The sequence below is a fragment of the Polyangium fumosum genome (genome assembly GCF_005144585.1).
Lineage (GTDB): Bacteria > Myxococcota_A > Polyangia > Polyangiales > Polyangiaceae > Polyangium > Polyangium fumosum.
Genome location: NZ_SSMQ01000074.1, coordinates 33,116 through 54,953, shown reverse-complemented (window position 1 = coordinate 54,953; position 21,838 = coordinate 33,116). Strand labels below are relative to the sequence as shown.

At 70.1% G+C, this 21,838-nt stretch carries 14 protein-coding genes; 8 read left to right on the top strand and 6 right to left on the bottom strand.

Features of this window, described 5'->3' with window-relative positions:
- Positions 1 to 3: 3 nt before the first annotated feature.
- Complete coding sequence (locus E8A74_RS55745) at positions 4 to 4,002, bottom strand: M36 family metallopeptidase (RefSeq protein WP_136934889.1); 3,999 nt, start codon at positions 4,000 to 4,002, stop codon at positions 4 to 6.
- Between the two features lie 268 nt (positions 4,003 to 4,270).
- On the opposite strand from E8A74_RS55745, the gene E8A74_RS42655 reads away from it, so the two are divergent.
- The 4 genes from E8A74_RS42655 to E8A74_RS42645 all read left to right on the top strand — a co-directional run bounded on the left by E8A74_RS42655 (position 4,271) and on the right by E8A74_RS42645 (position 10,662).
- Positions 4,271 to 5,359 (top strand): phosphodiester glycosidase family protein, encoded by a 1,089-nt coding sequence (locus E8A74_RS42655; protein ID WP_136934888.1) that lies wholly within the window; start codon positions 4,271 to 4,273, stop codon positions 5,357 to 5,359.
- A 296-nt stretch (positions 5,360 to 5,655) separates the two neighbouring features.
- Entirely contained in the window at positions 5,656 to 8,646 is a 2,991-nt protein-coding gene (locus E8A74_RS42650; protein WP_170229797.1) for a DVUA0089 family protein, read from the top strand.
- 151 nt (positions 8,647 to 8,797) lie between these two features.
- Positions 8,798 to 10,039, top strand: coding sequence for a hypothetical protein (locus E8A74_RS53365; RefSeq protein WP_170229796.1), 1,242 nt, complete (start codon positions 8,798 to 8,800; stop codon positions 10,037 to 10,039).
- Positions 10,036 to 10,662: an ABC transporter ATP-binding protein gene (locus E8A74_RS42645; RefSeq protein WP_170229795.1), complete on the top strand. Its 627-nt coding sequence runs from the start codon at positions 10,036 to 10,038 to the stop codon at positions 10,660 to 10,662. Before E8A74_RS53365 ends, E8A74_RS42645 begins: the two co-directional genes overlap by 4 nt.
- On the opposite strand, the gene E8A74_RS42640 is transcribed toward E8A74_RS42645, so the two are convergent.
- The 4 genes from E8A74_RS42640 to E8A74_RS42625 form a co-directional block, all read right to left on the bottom strand.
- Positions 10,663 to 12,060: an RtcB family protein gene (locus E8A74_RS42640; protein ID WP_269749935.1), complete on the bottom strand. Its 1,398-nt coding sequence runs from the start codon at positions 12,058 to 12,060 to the stop codon at positions 10,663 to 10,665.
- Between the two features lie 49 nt (positions 12,061 to 12,109).
- Positions 12,110 to 12,541 carry an archease gene (locus tag E8A74_RS42635; protein ID WP_136934884.1) on the bottom strand — a complete coding sequence of 144 codons (432 nt, stop codon included), beginning with the start codon at positions 12,539 to 12,541 and terminating at the stop codon, positions 12,110 to 12,112.
- Positions 12,542 to 12,572: 31 nt separating this feature from the next.
- Entirely contained in the window at positions 12,573 to 13,874 is a 1,302-nt protein-coding gene (locus tag E8A74_RS42630; RefSeq protein ID WP_136934883.1) for a tellurite resistance TerB family protein, read from the bottom strand.
- A 724-nt stretch (positions 13,875 to 14,598) separates the two neighbouring features.
- Positions 14,599 to 16,653 (bottom strand): DUF4139 domain-containing protein, encoded by a 2,055-nt coding sequence (locus tag E8A74_RS42625; RefSeq protein ID WP_136934882.1) that lies wholly within the window; start codon positions 16,651 to 16,653, stop codon positions 14,599 to 14,601.
- Positions 16,654 to 16,751: 98 nt separating this feature from the next.
- Here E8A74_RS42625 and E8A74_RS42620 point away from each other — a divergent pair, with 98 nt between their 5' ends.
- On the top strand, positions 16,752 to 17,333 hold the full coding sequence (locus E8A74_RS42620) for a Mut7-C RNAse domain-containing protein (protein WP_170229794.1): 582 nt from the start codon (positions 16,752 to 16,754) through the stop codon (positions 17,331 to 17,333).
- Positions 17,334 to 17,343: 10 nt separating this feature from the next.
- Here E8A74_RS42620 and E8A74_RS42615 read toward each other — a convergent pair whose 3' ends face one another.
- A complete protein-coding gene (locus E8A74_RS42615; protein WP_136934880.1) occupies positions 17,344 to 17,910 on the bottom strand; it encodes a BP74-related protein in 567 nt (188 codons plus the stop codon).
- Between the two features lie 188 nt (positions 17,911 to 18,098).
- On the opposite strand from E8A74_RS42615, the gene E8A74_RS42610 reads away from it, so the two are divergent.
- The 3 genes from E8A74_RS42610 (at position 18,099) to E8A74_RS42600 (ending at position 21,824) form a co-directional block, all read left to right on the top strand.
- Complete coding sequence (locus E8A74_RS42610) at positions 18,099 to 18,881, top strand: peptidoglycan-binding protein (RefSeq protein ID WP_136934879.1); 783 nt, start codon at positions 18,099 to 18,101, stop codon at positions 18,879 to 18,881.
- A gap of 63 nt (positions 18,882 to 18,944) precedes the next feature.
- On the top strand, positions 18,945 to 20,579 hold the full coding sequence (locus E8A74_RS42605) for a hypothetical protein (protein WP_136934878.1): 1,635 nt from the start codon (positions 18,945 to 18,947) through the stop codon (positions 20,577 to 20,579).
- A gap of 303 nt (positions 20,580 to 20,882) precedes the next feature.
- Positions 20,883 to 21,824, top strand: a complete 942-nt coding sequence (locus tag E8A74_RS42600) for a hypothetical protein (RefSeq protein WP_136934877.1) — start codon at positions 20,883 to 20,885, stop codon at positions 21,822 to 21,824.
- Positions 21,825 to 21,838: the final 14 nt, after the last annotated feature.

The following is a 21,838-nucleotide window of genomic DNA, read 5'->3' as shown; positions in this document are numbered from 1 at the left end:
GGGTCAGTTGCGGTTCCGGCGACGCAGCCGCGCGAACACCGCGCCGAGCAGGCCGAGGGCCGCCGCCGCAGGCAGGGCCGGGCTCTTCTGCTCGTCTCCCACGACCGCGCAGCCGCAACCACCGTCGTCGACGATGATCGGACCGGCGCCCGTGTTCCCTCCGACGCCCGCGCTGCTGTCACCGCTCCCCGTGCCCGGCAGAACGGTCACCTTCACGAGGTCGCTCGCCAGGCCCTTGCCGTCGGAGACGGTGAGCTGGAACGTGAGCGACGTCTCGGCCTGAACGTCCGGCGCGACGAACGTCGGCTTCGGCCCGTCGCCGTCCACGAGCGCGACCTCGGGCCCTTCCGACTGCGTCCACTTGAACGTGAGCTTGTCGCCCTCCGGATCGCTGCTCTTCGAACCATCGAGCTCGACCTGATCCCCGCCCGACACCACGAGGTCCGGGCCGGCGTTCGCCACGGGCAGGCCCACGCAGCTCGTGCTGTCCTCCACGATCGACGCGAACGGCTTGTTCACCGCGCCCTGCACGTCGATGTCGTCGATCTCCCAGCCGTGCGCGCCCGCCGCCGGATCGGTGCCGATGCGGAAGCGCAGCTTGAACGACTTGCCGGCGAGCGAGGTGCCAAAGTTCAGCGTCATCGTGTTGAAGCCCGGCCACGCCGCGTTCCGGTTCGTGAAGCCTTGCCGGTTGCCGAGCGGGTTGTCGGAGATGTCCGTGATCGTGCCGGTGTAGGGCACGTTCACGAACTGGCTCGCGTCCTGCCAGCTCTGCCCGCCGTTCGTCGAGATCTCGAGGACCGCGCCGTCGTAGTTGACGTTCCCGCCCCCCTGCGGGGACGGGCCCACCTCGAACTCGTGGCGGTGCTTCATCGTGATCGTGAGCGGCCCCGGGCCCGCGACGATCGGCGGCGACTCGAACGAGGTGTCGCTCATGCTGCCGAGGTCCACGCCGTGGAAGACGTGGTTCGGCGGGCCGTTCTGGATGCGGCTCCAGACCCGATCGGCGCCGTCGCCCGACTTCGTCCACGTCTCGATGTCGCTCTCGGCGCTCTCGATCGTGGCCGATTCCGGCACGTTGTCGTAGTTGATGTACGGCACCTCGACGAGCGTCGACTTGGGCTCGCACGTCTGCGCGCTCGTCACGGCGATGTCGAGCTTCACCGAGCTGATGCCGGCGACCGAGCCGTCGAGGGCCACGTCGATCGTGGCCTTCGCCTTCCCGAAGGGCGGGACCGTGCCGAACTGCACCTGCGTGCCCTTCGGGAACGAGATGCCCGCCTGCTGCGCCGTCACGCTCGCGACCGCGTCCGTGAGCGGCGCGACGCCCGTGTTCTGGAGCTCGATCGTCACGCGGCCCGTCTCCTGGGCGTCGAGGCGCCCGTCGGCGTCGCAGGACTGGACGGCGTCGTCGAGCCCGCTCGCGAGATCGGAGACCGAGGCCTTGACCTCGAAGCTCTCGACCACGCCCACGTTGTCGCCGGAGTCGCGCTCCGGCGAGACCGCGCACGAGCCCGCGCCGCGCTTGGCGAAGGCCTTGGCGAGGACCTCCATGTCCTTCAGGTCGACCGAGGATGCGGCCATGAGGATCGCGTCGCGCTGCTCGAGGTACGTCGCGTCCGGCGGGACCATCTTCAGCGACGTGACGATGTAGTCGGCCATGCGCCGGCGAGCCCCTTCGAAGTCGTAGGGGGCGCCCGGCTCCTGGCTGCGCTTGAGGAGCGCGATCGTCGCCTCGAACATCATCGTCGCCCACACCTCGCCGGCGTTGTGCACCTCGGAGTTCGGCGCGGGGACCACGGCCATCGGGTGGCTCGGCAGCGCCTCGTTGTCCGCGATGTGCCGGTAGGTCAGGCCGTTCTTCGTCATGTCGGTCGAGTACGGGACACGCCGGATGCCGTAGTAGCCGCTGTCGCCGAGCGACGCCGTGGCGTAGACGCTCATGCCGAAGACGCCGTCGAGGTCGTCGCCCTCGCGCAGGGCCATGTGGAGCGCGACCGTGTCGCCCCAGCCCTCGCCCATGCCGCCGCACATGTTGGAGCCGCAGTAGGCGAGCCGGTTGTGCAGGTAGTGGCCCCACTCGTGCGCGACGATGTGGTTGTCGATCGTCCCGTCGCGCTCGACGCCCTCGGCCGCCCGTACCATCGTGGCCGTCACATCGCTGCCCATCATGGCCAGCTTGATCGCCGCGGCCGACGCGAGCGTGGTGGACAGGACCGGGATCGTCACCGCCCCGTTCGGCTGCCCGTTCGGCATGTACGGCGGGGCCGGCTCGTTGATGTTGTTCGCGAGGATCATGCCGATCGCGCCTGCGGCCTGCGCGTTCACGGCCTTCTGCTTGAACGTGCAGGAGCCGCGATCGATGAGGACGATCTTTCCGGCCACGTTGTTCTTGATGGCCTGGCAGCCATCACCAAACGTGCCGGGCGTCTCGTTCGTCGTGGCCGTGGACTCGTCGTTGACGAGCGAGACGGCGCCGGTCGTGTTGAACGTCTGCTGCCCGAACTCGGCCACGTCGGTGCTGTGGTTCTTGCCGCCGGGGTTCGTCGTGAGGCTCCGCGCGCTCGCGCCCGACCAGAGGTACATCTGCATGATCGGCGACGCGCCGTCCGCAGGCGTCTGCATGTTCGCGTTGTTGCGGCTCTGGTTGTTGAACGCGTCGTCCTGCGCCTCGGCGCGGAGCGCATCACCCTCCTCGCCGCCGCGGCCGTAGTTGCTCTTCTGCGCGTTGCCAGCGGCCTCGTCGAAGCCCGAGTCGTACCAGTAATCGTGCAGCCAGTTCGTCACGTAGAAGAGCTGCGTGGCGGCGGCCATGATCTGGTTCGGGTTCGCCGTCGGCGCGAGGTTCACGTCGTACGTCCGATCGAACACGCCGGGCGCCGTCACGCTCGGGCGCGTGTCGCCATTGTTGAAGCCGTCCGGCTGGTTGTGGTCGGCGTATGCGTCGACGTTGTTGCCCGACGTCGAGATCGCCCCGGAGGGCAGCCACGGATCGAAGGTGCCCTGGGGGTTCTTGTTGAATCCATCCATCGACACCAGCACCGGCGCGATGAAGTCGGGCTGGGAGCCGTCGGGGACGCCCGTCGGGTGCGGCGTGTAATCGGCCTGCGGGCCGTCGAGGGGGCGTTTGTCGCCGTTCGCGTCGGCCCATACCCTGTAATTGAAGACCGCGTCGTGAGAAAGGTTCTGCCGAGAGAGGACACGCCCGTCGTCGGCCGCGATCACGTAGGCATAAAGGCCCGCGTCTTTCTGGCCCACCTCGCGCGGGCGGATTTCGAGGTAGTACGCGGGAACGAGGCGATCCGGCAGCGGGAAATACACCTTTTTCACGCGCGCAGGGCCGGCAAACTCGTGCCCCTGCGCGGGCAGGAGATCAAAGGTCTGGTAACGGCCTTTTTCCCCGCGCGGGACGAGGTTCGCCGCGGCGAGGTCGGTCCCGTGGAAATCCCGGAACGCGCTGGCGAGGGCGCCCTGGGGGGTCACGACGAAGGTGCGCGGGACCCGCTTGTTCCCCGCAAACCCGGCCGGGTGGAGGTTGTTCGCGGCCGCCACGAGGCGGTGGCTCCGATCGAGCATGACGTTCGCGCCGCCGCGGAAGACCTCGACGCCGTCGATCTCCTGGCCGAGGCGCACGACGACGCCGCCCGCGCCGCGATCGTGAATTTCACGCACCACCGTGGCCTGGATGGCGGCTTCGGGGACCTTCAGCATCTCGGCCGCGGAGACGAGCGCCCTGCGCGCGGCCAGGTCGGGCTTCGTGGAAGCCACGAGCGCCTGCGCGCCGGCCTGATCCCGCGCGGCCCAAAAGAACGTGGGAGCCCCCGAGTGCGGATGCACCGAGGTGACGTGTCCGCCGATGGGGGACCGCGAGACGCGCGGTGCGCCGGCGGGCGTCGGCTGCGCACGATAATAAGCATCGAAGTTCGGCAGCTCCTTCGCATGCGCGAAGGAAGCCCCGACCAGCGCCGTGAGCATGGTGAGACAACGAACGGAGCGCTTCATCGAATCCTCCACCAACGGAGACGCTCTCGCCCCTCGAAAGGGAAGTGGGCAAGAGACGGGCAAGGGCTAGGCGTACTCGGTTATCGCGAAAGAGGGAAGCACATTTGCGCGGAACGTTATGGCCTCTCCGAGGGCCGCCGCGCGCCTCCACACGTATTCGGACGATGATGCAAGATTCCGTCGACCGCGGCTTGGAAATTCCCACCGCGCTGCTTTTCTTTCGCAGTTCAGGTGCCAGGCGCGCGACTTGTGCTAATGGCGGCCGGGCATGGTACGTCGGTTCTTCCCGTGGTTCCTTTCGATCCTCGCCTGCGGGTGCGGCGGGACGCCCCCTCCCCTCGATCCTGCGGCGCCGCCGCCGCGATCCACGGCGATCCCCGCGGCGCCGCCCGTCATGGCGCCGCCGCCGAAGCCTGCGGAACCGAGCCCTCCGGAGACCGCTGCTGCACCAAAGGTTCCTGCTCCCACGAATTCGGGTCCTCCTTTTCCACCCCCCGCGTTCCCGCCGCCCCACGCACGCACCGCCAAACCCGGCGACGGGGTCTTCACGCGGATCGAGGAGGGCGCCGCGCGCGGGACCGGCGCGCTCGCGCGCGCCACGGTCCACCCCCACCGGATCAAACCCCACCCCTCCGTCGTCCTCGTGGCGATCGATCTACGCCGGGTCGATCTGCGCCTCGTCGCAGGCACGGAAGAGCCCACGTCCACGGGGGTGTCAAAAGATCGACGTCCCGGCCTCGTCCCCGCGGCGGATCTGCCTTCGTTGATTGCGGTGTTCAATGGCGGGTTCATGGCGAAGCACGGCCAATGGGGGATGATGGTCGACGGCGACGTTTTTCTGGCGCCGCGGGAGGACGGCTGCACGGTGGCGCTTCTCGGGGACGGGTCCGTGCGCGTCGCGAGCTTCCCGGCGCTCGCGCCCTTGACCGCGGAGATCCGGTCCTACCGGCAGACGCCGCCCTGCCTGATCGAGGGCGGCGCGCTGCACCCGCGGCTTTCGGCCGAGGACACGGCGCGGCTCTGGGGCGCGGCCGAGGGCGGCGATCGCGAGATTCGCCGCACGGCGATCGGCCTGCACGAGGACGGCACGACGCTGCTCTTCGCGATCGGCGAGTGGGTATGGGCGCGTGACCTCGCGGCGGCGATGAAATCGGCCGGCGCCGCGTCCGCCGCGGAGCTCGACATCAACTGGTCGTATACACGGTTCCTCCTGTACGACCATTCGACCCCGCCCGCGGTCGTCTCGACGCTCATCGAAAAGGTCGAATACACGAAGACCGGATATGTATCGAAGCCCGCACCTCGGGACTTCTTCTACCTGAAGAAGAAACAATCTGGCGCCCCCGCGCGGCCTTGATCCGACGCGCGTGTTCCCCCACCAAGACCGCGGGGTTGCGTAGGGCAGACCGCAGAGTCGACGCGAAGCGGGAGCATGCGCCCGAAGGCGAGGCCGGCCATAGCCCCGAAAACGCCTGTCCGAGGGTGCTTCCGGGCCGATCTACCCCTTGACCGGGTTTTTCGCCTGTGGTGAGGTCTCGGGTTGGCAAACCGGAAAGGCCGGCGTCCCCGGGGGCTGCGGGCCGTGTGGTCCCTCGCGCCGGCATGGCGCCGATCGGGAGAAAGGGCATGTCGCCCATGAGTCGATGGAGAAGCTTGGGAATCAAGAGGTACGCCGCGGCGACCTTCGCGCTCCTCGCGGCGTGCATGAGCGCCTCCGCGGGCTGCGAGATTATCTCGCGGCCTGATCGCTCGGACATCAACCAGTCCACCGGCGGTGCGGGTGGGACGGGTGGGACGGGCGGCATGGGCGCGTGCACGACGCCCGAGGATTGCCCCGGCGCCGACACCGCCTGCCGGACGCGCACCTGCACGGCGGGCGTCTGCGGCGAAGAGCTCGCCCCCATGGGCACCCCGAGCGACGCGCAGACGGCCGGTGACTGCGCCCGGGAAATTTGCGACGGCCAAGGGAAGCTCACGCTCGAGAACGACGACACCGACGTCCTCGACGATCAGAACGATTGCACCGAGGACGTCTGCAATGCGGGGCAACCTGGGAACAATCCGCTCGCGGCCGGCGCCGCCTGCGCCTCGAACGAGGGCAAGCTCTGCGACGGCGCGGGCACGTGCGTGGAGTGCCTCGCGCCCGCCGACTGCCCTGAAAACGTCTGCGCGAACAACATGTGCGTCCCCGCCGAGTGCGGCGACACCGTGAAGAACGGCGCCGAGACGGACGTCGACTGCGGCGGCGGCACCTGCGCCCCCTGCGCCGACGGCCTCGTCTGCGCGGCGGCCTCCGATTGCCAGAGCAGCGTGTGCGACGCCGGTGTCTGCCAGGCGCCCACGTGCACGGATACCGTCGAGAATGGCGAGGAGACGGACGTCGATTGCGGCGGCGCGACGTGCAACGCCTGCGGCCCCGGCCTCGGCTGCGCGCAGGACAGCGACTGCGTGGGCGACTCCTGCTCGGGCTCGATTTGCCTCCCGACCTGCACGGACGAGGTCACGAACCGCAACGAGACGGACGTCGACTGCGGCGGCCCGAACTGCTCGCCCTGCGCCGCCGGCCTCATTTGCGCGGTGAACTCGGATTGCGCGAGCACGGTCTGCACGGCGGGCATCTGCCAGCCCTCGAACTGCACCGACCAGGTCCAGAACGGGACCGAGACCGCCGTCGACTGCGGCGGCGCGGATTGCAGCCCCTGCGGCGACGGCCTCGCCTGCAATCAGCCGACCGATTGCCAGAGCGGCATCTGCACGGGCAACCTCTGCCAGGTGCCGACGTGCACGGATACCGTGAAAAACGGCGCCGAGACGGACGTAGATTGCGGCGGCGGCACCTGCACGACCTGCGACCTCGGCAAGGCGTGCCTCGCGAACGGCGACTGCACGAGCAACATCTGCGCGGGGAACGTCTGCGTCCTCTCGCTCTGCGGCGACGGCATCCTCACGGGCGCCGAGACCTGCGACGACGGCAACGCCGTGGCCGACGACGGCTGCGACGCCGCGTGCGCGCTCGAGGTGGGCTGGCTCTGCGCGGGCACGCCGAACACCTGCACCCCGATCTGCGGCGACGGCCTCCTGAAGGGCGCCGAGACCTGCGACGACGGCAACACGAACCCCGGCGACGGCTGCAACGCCACCTGCAAGGCCGAGCTCGGGTACGTGTGCACCGGCCAGCCGAGCGCCTGCAAGACGGTCTGCGGCGACGGCATCCCGGCCGGCGCCGAGGCGTGCGACGACGGCAACATGAACGACGACGATGCCTGCCTCCCGGGCTGCATCGTGGCGACCTGCGGCGACGGCTACGTGAACGTGGCGACCGAGACCTGCGACGACGGGAACCACACGCCCGGGGACGGCTGCAACGCCACCTGCCAATCCGAGCCGTTCTACGTGTGCTTCGGCACGCCGAGCACCTGCGTCCTCGTCGAGACCGAGCCGAACGCCGCGTGCGCGAGCGCGAGCGGCCCGCTCAAGCCGCCCTTCGCGATCACCGGCAAGATCAGCCCCGCCGGCGACCAGGACTACTACGCGTTCACCGTGCCCGCGGTCGCGGACGTGAGGATCGAGACCTTCGTCCCGTCGGTGGGCACCTGCACGACGGGCAACGACACGGTCATCGAGCTCCGGGCGGCGAACTGCACGACGATCATCATGACGGACGACGACGACGGCCTCAATAGCTGCTCCCTGATCGATCCGACGACGACGACCGACACGGCGGCGCGCAAGCTCGCCCCGGGCACGTACTACGTCCGCGTGGAGGAATATCAAAACAACGCGGCCATCAGCGCCTACCAGCTCCAGGTGACGTTCACCGCGCTCTGCGGCAACGGCGTGATCACGGGCAGCGAGACGTGCGACGACGGCAACACGAACAGCGGCGACGGCTGCTCGTCGAGTTGTGTCATCGAGCAGGGCTACAAGTGCACGGGCACGCCCAGCGTCTGCACGCTGAGCTGCGGCAACGGCGTCGTCGACGGCGTCGACGCGTGCGACGACGGCAACACGGTCGGCGGCGACGGCTGCTCGCCGACCTGCGCCGTGGAGTCCGGGTACAAGTGCACCGGCAGCCCGAGCGTGTGCGTCGCCTTCGAGACGCTCTGCAACGACGGCATCGACAACAACAGCAACGGGTTCATCGACGCCGCGGATCCCAACTGCACGCTGCCGGCCTACTTCCCCGCGTGCGCCGCCGGGCAGAGGCTGCACGTCTACCGGTCGATCGACACCCCGCTCAGCATCCCGGACAACAACACCACGGGCGTCACGAGCATCATCAACGTCGGCGCCACGGGGACGATCGCGCGCGCGGCGATCCTGGTCAACATGGACCACGACTTCATGGCGGACGTGGACCTCTCGTTGATCTCGCCAGGCAACACCACGTTCGACGTGACGAGCGACAACGGCAGCAGCAACGACGACCTCATCAACACGGTCTTCGACTCGACCTGCCCCAACTTGATCACGAACACGAGCTTCACGGCGCCGTACACCGGGTGCTTCGCCCCCGAGGCCTCCTTCGCGTCGCTCGTCGGGACGTCCATGCAGGGCAACTGGAAGCTCAACGCCGTGGACGACGCGGGCGCCATCACCGGCCCGCTCCAGAACTGGGCCCTGATCCTCTGCACGAACCCCTGATCCCACCTCGCCAAGCCGGCCGCGCTCTCCGCGCGGCCGGCGCTCTCCCCCTCGGCATCCTCGGACGAACGGACTCCCGGAGCCTCCGCGCTTCTCCCGCCCGGAGCTCCCCGGTATCCTGCCCCCACGCGCACACGGAAGGGGCGTGCGAATGCGACACCTCGCTCTCGCGAAGATCCTCGTCGTCCTCTCGATGCGCGCGGCCTATCCCCTCGCCGCTCCGCTCCTGCTCGGCATCTTCCTCGTCGCCACCGTCCTCTTCGGGCCGAACGGGATGAGCCCGCCCGAGGCGCTCGCCGTCATGCGCGCCTCCCCCACGCTGATGACCGTCCTCTGGGCCGGGTGGCTCATGCTCGGCCTGCCCGCCGCGCGCGCGGCGCTCGTTCCTTCGTCAGCGACGTATCTCCGATGGTTGCCCGCGCCGCGCCTCGTGTTTCACCTCGCGGGCGGCGTATGCGCGCTCGTCGTCGAGGCGCCGTGGATGCTCCTGTTCGGGCGCGGCGAGGGCCTCCTCTCGGCCTCCACGGCCGGGCTCGCGGCCCTCGCGGGGCACGCGCTCGCCGCCACGCGGCCGTGGGGCGCGCAGGAGGCGCTGGCGGCGGCCGGCGTGGGCCTCGCCGTCTTTGGACACCTCCCGCCGCTCGCGTTCGGGGCGGCCCTCGTCGCGGCGTGCCTGGCCGTCCCGGCCGCTTTCCGCCGCGCGCCCGAGGTGTCGTCCGGGGCGGCCCGCGGGTTTTGGGGCCGATCCCCGCTGGGCGCGCTCGCCTCGACGTACCTGCTCGGCGTCCTGCGCGGCGAACCTGCCGTCCTCGGGCGCGCGCTCGCGCTCGCGGCGCTCGCCGGGCTCATCCTCCCGCTCGCCGCCCGCGGGCACGATCTCGATGCGGACACGTCGATCGGCGCGCTCGCCCTCGGCCTCGCGGCGGTCGCCCTCGCGCCGGGCCTCTCGGGGGCCGTGGCGGCGGTCGTGCGGGCGGAGCGCGCGGCCTCCTGGCTCTGCGACGCGACGGGGACGGCGCCGCGCACCCGCGCGCTCGCCGCGGCGCTCGCGGGTGGCCTCCTCGGGGCCACGAGCGGCCTCGTCCTCGCGACCGTCGGGGCCCTCGGCCTGCATGCGCCGCTCGCGCTCGCGGCGCGCCTCGTCGTGCTCGCGGTCGCCTCCGGGTTCGCCACGGGCGCGGTCCTCGTCGGCGGCGCGCGCGAGGCCGAGGCCTCTCCGCGGCGCGGCGATCGCGGCATGATCGAGGCGCTCGTGTGGGCTGCCTTCGGCGCTGCCATGGCGTCGCTCGCCGGGGAGCTCTCGCTCGGGATGGTCCTCGGTGTCGGAATCGTGCGGATCGGCACGGCCACGCGCCGGGCCGAGGTGCTACGCAGGATCCGAGGTGCGGCGTGACGCTCTCGATCGTGGACCTGGACAAGCGGCTCGGCGGGCGGCTCGTGCTCGACGCGGCGGGCCTCTCGGCTGCGCGGGGCGAGGTCGTGGCGATCTTCGGCGACAATGGCGCGGGCAAGTCCACGCTCTTGCGCATCCTCGCCGGCGTGCTCGACGCGGATCGGGGCCACGCGACCCTCGACGGCGCCTCGATCCTCGGCCCGCGCGCCGCTGCCCGCGCGCGCGTCGGCTACGTGCCCGAGGCCGCCGACGCGCCGGCCCACCTCTCGCCGCGCGAGCTCTCTGCGCTCGTCGCTGCGCTGAAGCGCGTCCCGCCCCCGGACGAAGCGCTCCTCGACCGGCTCGGCCTCCGCGCGTACTGGGATCGTCCTTTCGGCGGCCTCTCCCTCGGCCAGCGGCGCAGGAGCTGCCTGTGCGCGGCGATCCTCGGCGACGTGCGCTTGCTCTTGCTCGACGAGCCGACGAACGGCCTCGACGCGGCCGGCGTCCGCGAGCTCGCGGGGCTCGTGACCGAGCGACGCGCGGCGGGCACGACGGTCCTCGTCGCGACGCACGATCCCGGGTTTGCCGAGGCGATCGGCGCGACGCGGGTCCGGCTCTCGGCCGGCAAGCTCGAGACCTGATTACCCTTTCACCACGCCGAGCGGCCGCAGCCGGGCGACCTTTCGGGCGATGCCCGCCGCGGCCACGACGTCGACCACCCGATCGACGTCCTTGTAGGCGGCGGGCGCCTCCTCGGCGAGCTCGGCGTTCGACGCGCAACGAATGACGATGCCGCGCCCCTCCAGCTCCTTGCGCAGCGCCTGCCCCGTCACCTTTTTCTTGGCGGCGGTGCGGCTCATTTGCCGCCCGGCGCCGTGGCAGGTGCTCCCGAACGAGGCCTCGCTCCCGTGTTCGGTCCCGACACACACGAACGACGAGGTCCCCATGCTGCCAGGAATGAACACGGGCTGCCCGATATCCCGATACGCCGCGGGCACGTCCCGGCTCCCCGGCCCAAAGGCGCGCGTCGCGCCCTTGCGATGCACGCACACCTTCTTTCCCTCGTACTTCTCGATCTTCGCCGTGTTGTGCCCGACGTCGTAGATCAACCGCAAAAAGCCGTCCCGCTCCCCGAACATCCGCCGGAACACGTCCCGCACGAGGTGCGCGATGAGCTGCCGGTTCGCGAACCCGAAATTCGCGGCGGCGCACATGGCCGCAAAATATTGTTGTCCCTCGGGCGACGAGAGCGGCGCGCAGGCGAGCTGCCGGTCCGGCACGTGAATGCCATACCGTTGCATCACGCCGTCCATCAGGCGCACGTGGTCCGTGCACACCTGATGGCCGAGCCCGCGCGATCCCGAATGCACGAGCACCGCCACGCGCCCGACCACGAGCCCGAGCCGCCCGGCCGCCCCCTCGTCGAACACCTCGTCGACGACCTGCACTTCGAGGAAATGGTTGCCGCTCCCCAGCGTGCCGAGCTGATCGGCGCCGCGTTGCCTCGCGCGCTCCGACACCGCCGACGCGTCCGCGCCTTCGAGCGCGCCACCCGATTCGATGGCCTCGAGGTCGGACGCCGTCCCCACCTCGTGCTCCCGGACGAGCGCGCCGGCGCCGCCTTCGAGGATCCTGTCGAGCTTCTTGCCCGCGAACGACCACCGCCCCCCGCGCCCGGCGCCCGAGGGCACGCTGCGCGAGAGCTCGTGCACGAGGCCCTCGACCCGCGCGGCGATGGCCTTGTGTTCGAGGTTCGAGACGAGCAGCCTCACGCCGCAGTTGATGTCGAACCCGATCCCGCCGGGCGAAATCACGCCGTCGGGCAGGGCCGTCGCGGCCACGCCGCCGACGGGAAACCCATACCCCTCGTGCATGTCGGGCATTCCGCAGGCGGCGCCCACGATGCCGGGGAGCGTGGTCACGTTCACGAGCTGCTCGACGGAATGGTCCGCGAGCAAGCCGGGCAAGGTCTCCGGGCTCGCGAAGATCCGCGCCGGCACGCGCATGTCGCTGCGATAGGAGGTCGGAATTTCGTACACGGAGGGAGCGACCTCGACGAAGGGCGGCGGCGGCCTTGTCGATGCGGGTTCAGATGTCGAGGACGACGTGGACCGAGTAGCCATGCGAATCCTCCGTGATGTGGACGTCGTGCAGGGTGGCCGCCTTGACGAGGGGCCGGAGGTCGGGGACGAGCGCGCCGCGCACCCGGGCCACGAGGTGATCGGCGGCGAGCTCGTCGAAATGGAAATCGACATAGACCCGCGCGTCCACCTCGGTCCGGAAGACGAGCTCGTTCATCCAGTCGACGAGCAACGCCTCGCGGTCGACCGAATGCAGCGAGACGGAGACAGGCTCGCCGGAGGCCTCGGGCAGCGGCGCCCCCTCCCCGACGGCGAGCTCGGCGAGGGCGCGGCCTGCCTCGGCGAAGAGCTCGGGCAGCGTGGGCGCGAAGAGGCCGAGCCGAAGCTCGGCCGTGTGGTCCTCGAAGGTGTGGCGTGGGCCATGCGGGCCGGACGTCATGCGGGGGAATATCGTCGCCGGGGGGCGGACGTCACGGGAGGGGCGGAAGGCCGAGGCCCGCATGCAAGCGGGCGACGTCCTCGGGGCGCAGGCCGAGCATGGAGGGCAGGCCTTTGAGGTAGGCGCGCTCGGCCTCGGATTCGGTGCCCGCGGAGAGGAGCGAGACCACGTAAAACTGCTCGGCCATCTGGGGTGATCGGATCTGCCCGATGAGCGCAAAGGGTGGCTGCGGGGCTTCGAGCTCGCGGTTGAGCGCGTCGCGATCCTCGGGCCCGAGGCCGGCACGCGCGAGGCGGTCGAGGATACGCGCGCGCTCCTCGGGATCGATCTGGCCGTCGATGAAGGCGGCGGTGATCATGGCGCGCACGAGGAGCAAGGCGTCGGCCTGGGCGTCGGCTGCGGGAGCGGGAGCGGGAGCGGGAGCGGCTGCGGGAGCGGGAGCGGGAGCGGGAGCGGCTGCGGGCGCGGGAGCGGCGACCGGGTTTGGCGGAGCTCCCCATTGCGCAGGCGGCGCGGCCGGAGCCGGCGGCGCTATGTTCGGCGGAGCGCCCCATTGCGCCGTCGGCGTCGTGCTCGGCTGCGCGTTCCATTGCGAAGGTGCAGGCGGCGCAGGCGGCGCCGCGTGGGGCGGCGCCCCCCATTGCGCCGTCGGCGTCGTGTTCGGCTGCGCGTTCCATTGCGCGGGCGGCTGCGCCGCTTGCGCCGGCGGCGGAGGCCCGCCCCAGCCCGCTTGCGGCCCCGGGTTCGGCGGCGCTCCCCACGGCTGCGCCGGCTGCGGCGGGCCGCCCTGCGGGCCCCCCCAGGGCGCGTGTCCCTGCGCAGGCGCCGCAGGCGCGCTCGTCCCCCACGTCGACGGATCCTTGTGATAAACCGGCACCCCGAAATTCGTCGCGCCGCCCCCCTGCGGCGCACCCGGCGGAATCGGCCCGGACGAAGACCCCATCAATTGCCCCAAAAACCCCTGCTGCTGCTGCGCAGGCGCCCCCGGCATCATCCCCGGCGCCCCCGGCATCCCGTGCATCCCCGGCGCCCCCGGCATCCCGTGCATCCCCGGCGCCCCCGGCATCCCGTGCATCCCCGGCGCCCCCGGCATTCCCGGCGCCGCCGGCTGCTTGAAGTGCTGATACGCCATGTAGGCGAGCCCGCCCGCCGCCGCGACCCCCGCGGCGCCTGCGAGCAGCGTCCCCGCGCCGATACCGCTCTCGTCGTCGCGACGCTCGTACTCCTCGTCGCGGTAACGCCGACGACGGCTGGAATCGCGGAAGCTCCCGCCTTCGACTCCATCCGAGACCAGCGCGCCCAGGATCCTCTGCGCATCAAACATGGACCGCATGTTCGCCAGAAGGCGCCCCGCTTTCAAGACCGGCAGGCCTCCCCACCCCGAGGTCGCAATCCATGCGCGGCGTCGTACATCCGGCCCGAAGGGCCAACGACCCCGGAGCGCAAAGCCTTGACAGGAGCCGCTCCATCGACTGCCCTCGGGGCGGGCTTCAACCCGCCTCCACCTCCTCGCAATGCGCCCGGATCCGCGGCCCGACCGATTCCCCTTTGCCGGAACGCCCCTCGCCTCTGCGCCGAGCTCGATTCCGCGCTCCTGGACCACGCGCGGAGCCGTCTCCCAGATCGTTCCCCTTTGTCGGAACGCCCTCCGCCTCGTTTCCGGGACCCTTCCCCTTTTTCGGAGCGCCGCGCGACGGTGCCCCGAGGTCCTTCCCACATCGTGCAACGCGCTGGGATTCGCTTCCGGGGACGTTCCCGATTCCGGGAACACGTCCCGCCGCGGGGTGGGGCTCGTTCCGACGAAGCGGAACGAGCGTTTCGCCGTTGTCGCGTGCATTGTCCCTCCCGCCAAGCGCGTCCCCACGTCCCGCGCCCCCGTTGCACGGACCGGGCGCCCCCCCGGCTCCTTCATCGACCTGTTTGAAAACCTGCGTACCGCGCAGGTTTTCAACCCTGGGTCCAGCGCCTCGCTGGTCCGGGGTGGAGGGGGCGGACAGCCCCCTCCTGGGGCCTGGGGCGACGCCCCAGCGAGGCGCCCCCAGGCCCCGACATCTCCCTCAGATCGACAGGTTCGCGATGTAGTCCGCGAGTTCTTCCCGTGCGACCCGCACGGCGGCGTCGGCTGTCTCGATGGCCCGATCGAGCTCGCCGATCCGATCCTCGGTGGATGCGAGTGCTGCCAGGTACCGCGTGTGTAGATCGCTGCCTTGGGGTGACGACGCGAGGTTTCGCCGCAGCCGATCCTGATCCGACACCAGCGCCTGCCGCTCGGTCCGCAGGAGCGCGAGCGCTTGCTCCCGCGACGCGAGCGTCTGCTGGAGCGCGGCCACGTGCTCGAGGGCGGCCCGCACCTCGGCAGATATCTCCGTCGACGCGAGCAACACGCCGAGCTCTTGCGCCGTGATCGATCCGATCACGATGCTCTGCTCGATCGGCCGCTCCAGCACCACCTCCAGGTCCACCGTTTGTCCTGCGGGAACCTCCCGCCGGATCCGCACGTGCGTGTCCGTCGTCCCGATCACGCCTTCCGTCGGCGCTTTCAGGGTGAAACCCTGGATGCGCGGGTGCTCCACGACGAGGACACGCGCCTCGTCGGCTGCGCCCTTGATCTTGTACGTCGTCGTCCGCCGCTCTGCGCGATACACCTCCAGCACGCCCCGCGCGATCTTCGCGCCTGTCACGACTTGCGCGAACTTCTCCTCGCGGTTCACGCGCACGTCGAGATCGACGGCGTAGCTCACGAGCCGATCTTCCCCGGCGGGGAGCGCGCCGAGCCGCGCGTCGCCGACAAACGACGGCGGCTCGTTTGCCTGTGTGTTCTCGTAGATCGACAGGATTCCGGGCGGCAGGCCTGTCTCGGTGTCGTTCGTGAGTCGCACCGACGCGAGCGGGTTCCGTGCGTCGACGTCGTAGCGATACCAGGACACCCGCTCGACGGGGAGCGACTCGCTCACGATCGGCACGAGCAGCGATTGGCCGCGCGGCAGGTCCACGGGATCCGGGAAGTGGAAGACCACCTGCGTTGCGCCTTCCGAGGGCTCGGCGATTGGCGACGGCTCCGGCATGGGCGCCTCTCCGGCCGGCTGCGCGTTGAACATCAAGGCGTCCGCGGCGGATGGCACGGCCATGAAGCCACGACGCATCATGACGCGCCCGCCCCCTGCGCCGTCGGCTTCCTCGGCGACCTCGGCCTCTGGCACGGCCCCTACGTCGACCGGCGGCAGCCTGCGCCCGAGCACCTCCACCGGCACCTCCGGTCGATTCACGAAATACGAGTCGTAGACCGCTTGCCGCAACGTCACGGGGTTGCCCGACGCCACCGACAGCTCCACGCGCTTCCAATCTTGCCCGCTCATGTTCTCCAGCAGGGCCCACCCTTCGAGCTTCGCCTCGCCCGAGGTCTTGGGCACCACGAGCCGATACGTCGCCTTCCACAGCGGCGCTGCGACCACGTAGCCCACGCGCACCGTCCGCTCGCCCTGCCCGTGCACGTCGATCGTGATCGTGCGCTGATCTGCCGCGGCGTAGGCCGCGATCGCGGCCAGCGCCTGCTCCACCTGGGCGCGCAGCCGCGTGTCCACGATCTCGATCGCGTCCGCCTCTTCGAGCACGACCTGCCGCATGCCCGTCGGCGTCAGCAGCGACAGCCTGTTGCGCACGATGGTGCCTTGCCCCTCGCCGAGCGAGACCTTCTCCTCCGTCACGGCGACGAGCCGCCCCTCCATCGTCGTGGCGTGCGCCGACACGCGCAGCATCTGACCGCGCAGCGCGCGGAGCAGCGACGCCGTGGAGGACAGGTCCTCCTGGGAGAACGGCAGATCCCGGAAGATCTCGGAGAGCGGCGCGCGCCCCGGCAGGCTCGCTTGTCCGAGCCGACCTTGGGGATCCATCGCGAGCAGGCTCTTCAGCACGTCGCTCACCTGATCGAGCCGCACGTCGAACGTGAGCTCGGCGTCCCCCGACACCTGCGCCTCGTGCTCGAAGTACCCGACGCCGCCCGTCGAGAGCATCACGCGCCTCAGCGCGAGCTCCTCGGCCGACGCCGAGCCCGTGACGAACGACGTGGTGATGAGCCCGAGCGCCCACGCGGCCCCGATCCTCGATGTTCTCATGTGCCCCTCCCCTTTCGCGCCTCTCGGGCTCCGCCTGGCTCGCCCGCGCGGAGCCCGGAGGCCCGCGCCGAGGCGGCAGGCCGCCCGACTGCGCTGCCATGTTCGTCGAGCCCGGGGCGGGGCACGTCAATGCGCCCGCGCCCGCCTCCCCGTTTTCCGTGACCTTTCGCTCGGCCCGGCGCGGCATACAATCCAGCCTCGTGGAGCCGCGGTTCTTTTGCGACGCGATGCTGGGCGGGCTCGCGCGGTGGCTGCGCGCCGCGGGCTACGACGCCGCGTTCGAACAAGGCATCGACGACGCCGTCCTCGTCGCGCGGGCCGGGGAGAGCGGGCGTGTCCTCTTGAGCTCCGATGGAGGCATCTTCGAGCGCACGCCTGTCCGCGAAGGGCGCGTGCGCTCGCTCTTCGTCCCGCGCGCGCTGGGGTTGTCCGGGGAGCTTCGGTTCGTCCTCGGCGCGTTCTCGCTCCCGCTCTTGCCGCCGCGGTGCATGACCTGCGGCGGCGCGCTCCGCGAGCTCACGAAGGACGAGGCGCGCGCCGAGGCGCCGCCGAAGACGCTTTCGAGGGTCGAGACGTTTTACCGCTGCGAGGGCTGCGGCAAGTTGCTCTGGAGGGGCTCGCACTGGGAGCGCATCGCGCGCGTGCTCGCCGAGGCGGAGGTGGCCGCGCGCGTGCGCTGATGCGGCGTGATCAAGGCGTGCCCGGACGCTCCTCCACGTTCGTGACCTTCGCGCTCCACGGGCAGTATTGTTTCACCTGCTCGATCCACTCGGCCGTGTGCTCCTCGACGTACTCGGGCGTCCCGTCGCAGAGCTCGATCGTGGAGTCCGCGAAGGCGACCTTCTCGGGATCCACGTGGAAGGTCCACTTCGGATCGCAGTCCTGCCCGTCGAGGACCACCTCGAAGTTCGGGATGCGGCTCGTGCCCATCTCCTTGAGCAGCTTCGCCTCCTCGATGAAGGCCTGGTTCGTGATCCAGACCGTGAACGGCTGATCGACGACGTCGAACGTCACGAGCGCGCCGCCCGTCCGATCCTCGCAAAGCGCGCTGCCGCCGCCCGCGCCGCCCTGCCCGCCTTCGCCGCCTTGACCACCGGCGCCGCCTTGACCGCCTTGCCCACCGCCGCCGCCCTGCCCTCCTTCGCCGCCTTGACCTCCCTCCCCACCTTCGCCCCCCGCGCCGCAGTCGGCGTCGCAGGTTTGCCCCTTGTCGCAGGCCTGGAGGAACGCAGTCGTCGCCACAAGTGAAAGAACCATTGCAAGTGAGTGAATCCGTTTCATGCCCACCCCTTCCAGCACGCCGCATGCCAGCGGAAAAATCGATTCAGGCCAGACCCACGCCGCGCTGCGTCTGGCCCTGGTGACGTGCCTGGCACAACGTGGGCCGGAACGGCAGCATCTCGACGTCTTGCCGCATGGGCGGGTGTTTCGTTTAGAATGCGCTCATGCACCCCACGCTTCGGCTCTCGGCAGGTTACGCCGACAAATCCCCGCACCTGCGGGACGAGGTGAAGATCCTCCAACGCGCGCTCGCGGGCTGGGGGTTCGACGTGAAGCCCGATGGACAGTTCGGCCCCGGCACCGAGCGGGCCGTGCGCACCTTTCAACGCCGCCAGGGGTTGGTCCCGGACGACGGCATCGTGGGGCCGAGGACGTGGGAGGTCCTGCTGCAGAAGAAGGCCACGCCCGTCGGCACCTCCGTGCGCGACACGCCCATCGTCACGGGCAGCGAGTGCTTCCCGTTCAGCAAGCTCCCGACCGTGAACTGGACGAGCGCGCCGCGCTCGTTCGGCTCACGAAGGAGCGGCGGCACGCGCGCGCATGCGGGCTGCGACCTCTACGCCTCGCTCGGGACGTGGGTCCACGCGATCGCCGACGGCGAGGTGAGCCTCGGGCCGTATCCGTTTTACTGCGAGACGTACGCGCTCGAGGTGAACCACGGATCGTTCGTCATCCGGTACGGCGAGATCCAGCGGTTCACGACCGTGAAGCAAGGCGACAAGGTCAAGGCCGGCGACCGCATCGCCAAGGTCGGTCACCTCGTCGGCATCAAGGTGCCGAGCGACATGCTCCACCTCGAGATGTACAAGGGCAACCTCTCCGGCCCGCTCACGCAGCGCTCGGGCGGGGCGAAGACAGAGAGCGGCGCGTCGTACCAGCGCCGCGCGGACCTCATGGATCCCACCTCGCACCTCCAGCGCTGGGCTGGCAATTTGCCGCACGATTGACGCCGGCGCGCGGGGCGGACGCGCCGCTTGCCAAGTGCGGCGGATTCGCTGTACCAAATTTCCATGCGCCCGCTCCGCCCGTCGTTCGCCCTCCTCGCCGCGTCGCTCCTCGCCCCCACGCTCGCCGGCTGCGGAGGGGAGGAATCGCCGCCTGCGACCCCCGCGCGCACCCCGATCGCCGACGATCAAGGCAAAGCGACGAACCTCTCGTGCCCCGGGGCGGCCGGATGTGAAAAGGCCGAGGGGGCTCTGCGCGTCGGCGCCTCCGCGCAGAAGATCACGCCCACGATCGAGACCTGGACGGACACCGACCCGAATGGCCAGTGGGACGAGGGCGAGGCGTTCGAGGACCAGAACGGCAATGGGAAATGGGACGGCGTCTGGCTCGCGGGCTTCGGCAATGGCCGCGCCGCGACGGGCGTGCACGACGACGTCTGGGCGCGCGCGGTCGTCGTCGAGCAGGGCGACGTCTCCGTGGGCATGGTCTCGCTCGACCTCGTCGGCTATTTCCAGCAATACGTGCTCGACATCCGCAGGGCCGCCGCGGCGGAGGGGCTCGATTTCGATCACATCCTCGTCGCCTCCACGCACGTGCACGAGGCGCGCGACACGATGGGCATGTGGGGCCGCGACCCGAGCCACACGGGCATCGATCCGGCCTACATGGACTTCATCGTCAAGCAAGCCGTCCTCGCGCTGAAGGAGGCGAAGGCGGGCCAGAAGAAGGCCAGCCTCGTGGTCGCGCAGGCCGAGGCGCCGGAGCTCGTGAACGACACGCGCAGGCCCTTCGTCATCGATCAGAACATCACCACGCTCCAGTTCCGGGACGAGAGCGACGCCGTCCTCACGAACGTGGTGTTCTGGGGCAACCACCCCGAGGCGCTCGGATCGGACAACACGCTCCTCACCTCGGACTATCCGCATTTCCTCCGCGAGACGATGGAGGCGAAATGGCCGGGGGCGCCTGCGGTCTTCTTCAATGGCCCGCTCGGCGGCCTCACGACGACGATCGGGATCGTCGGCTGCCCGGATTTCTCCGGCATGGAGACGTGCAAGCAGGGGACGTGGGAGCGCGCGGAGTACGTCGGCAAGGGCGCGGCGGAAGCGGCGATCGCGGCGCTCGAAGGCGCGAAGACGACGAAGGACGCGGCGCCCTCGCTCGCGGTGCACCGCCGGGCGTTCCTGATGCCGGCGACGAACACCTCGCTCGCGATCGCGGTCCTCTCCGAGCTCATGCCGCGCGACGTCTACTGGTCCGACGGCAAGCGCGTGTCGGAGGAGGAGCGGCCGACCCTCGGCGTCGGCCTCTTGCTGAACGGCGACGTGGTCATCGCGACCGAGGTGAACGGCATTCACATCGGCCCGGTGGCGATCGCGACGGTGCCCGGCGAGCTCTACACCGAGCTCTGGCTCCAGAAGCCGGACGGCAGCTCGTACATCGAAAAGCCCGAGGGCGCCGATTACCCGGACGCGGTCCCCGAGACGCCGATCCAGGCGGTGTTGCCGAAGGACGCGATCAAGGTGATGGTGAACAACGCGAACGACGCGATAGGCTACATCATCCCGCTGCCGCAATGGGATGTGCTGCCGCCGTACGATTACGGCGACAACGACAACGAATACGGCGAGGAGAACTCGTCGGGCTACCAGGCAGGGCCGACGATCACGAGCGAATTCGGCAAGATGTACGCGAAGTGAACGGGGGCTCCAGGGCTCCCGCTCGGGAGCGGCTTTCGCGTTGACATTCGTCCTGTCGTGCAGGGCACACGCCTTGACGAATGCACGCGTTCAATGTGAAGACGAGTTATGCACCTCGCTCACGCCCTATACATCTCCGCCGCCGCATGTCTGCTCCTTACCGCTGGATGCGCTCCAGAACCGCGGGAATACTCCGCCGGGGGCGCAGGAGGCAGCGGCGGCACGGGCGGCGCGGGTGGCGCGGGCGGCGCGCCGGCTTCGTCGTCGTCATCTGCGGGCGGCGGCGCCTCGTCGAGCAGCGGCATGCAATGCACCGACGACGGGGAATGCGCCCCCGGGTATTGCGGCGGCGGCGCGTGTGTATTGCCCGAGCTCTTTGCCTCGGGGCAGAACTATCCGAGCTCACTCGTGCTCACGGCGGACGAGGTCCTTTGGACCAACAACACGGGCGGGGACATCATGCGCCAATCCAAGGCCGGCTCCGTGCCCACGCCTTTCGTGAAGGGGCAAAAGGGTCCGAGTGAGCTCGTCGAGCGGGACGGTGTCCTCTTCTGGTGCAACACCGACGGCAACTCGATCTCCACGGCCAAGCTCGGGGATCCGGCCGGCGGCTTCGGGCAAAAGATCGTCGACGTCAACTCGCCGATACGATTGGCCACCGATGGGGCGACACTCTTCATCGCCACCACCCAGATCTTGCTCCGCGCGCCCGTCACGGGAGGAGCGGTCTCGGATCTCGTGACCGACCAGGAGTGGTACGGCAACATTTCGCAAGCGGCAGGCATCACGCATCACGAGGGGATGGTGTATTTCAGCGAGTATCTCGGCGGGCGCGCCGCGCGCGTGCCTGCGGCAGGCGGCGTTCCGCACGTCCTCGCGCCTGGCCCTGGCATGCTCGGGCAAATCGCCGTCGACAAGAGCGGCGTTTCTTGGGTGAGCATCGAGGCGAGCGCCACGAAGGTCTGGGTCTCCGACCACGCGGGCTCCGGCGCGACGAGCATCTTTCAAGGTGGAAAGGTCACGGCGTTCTCCCTTCCGAAGATCGTCACCGACGACGAGGCCATTTATTTCAGCATGGATACGGTGGACACCGGCGGCTCGGCGCTCCGGCGCAAGACGAAGGCAGGCGCCGACGTCGCGCGTGTGCTCGCGAGCGGGCAAGAAGCGGTCGTGGACATCGCGGTGGACGCGACGCACCTTTATTGGATTTCAGGGTCGTCCATCCTGCGGGTCGCGCTCCCCTGATCGGCGGACCTTCC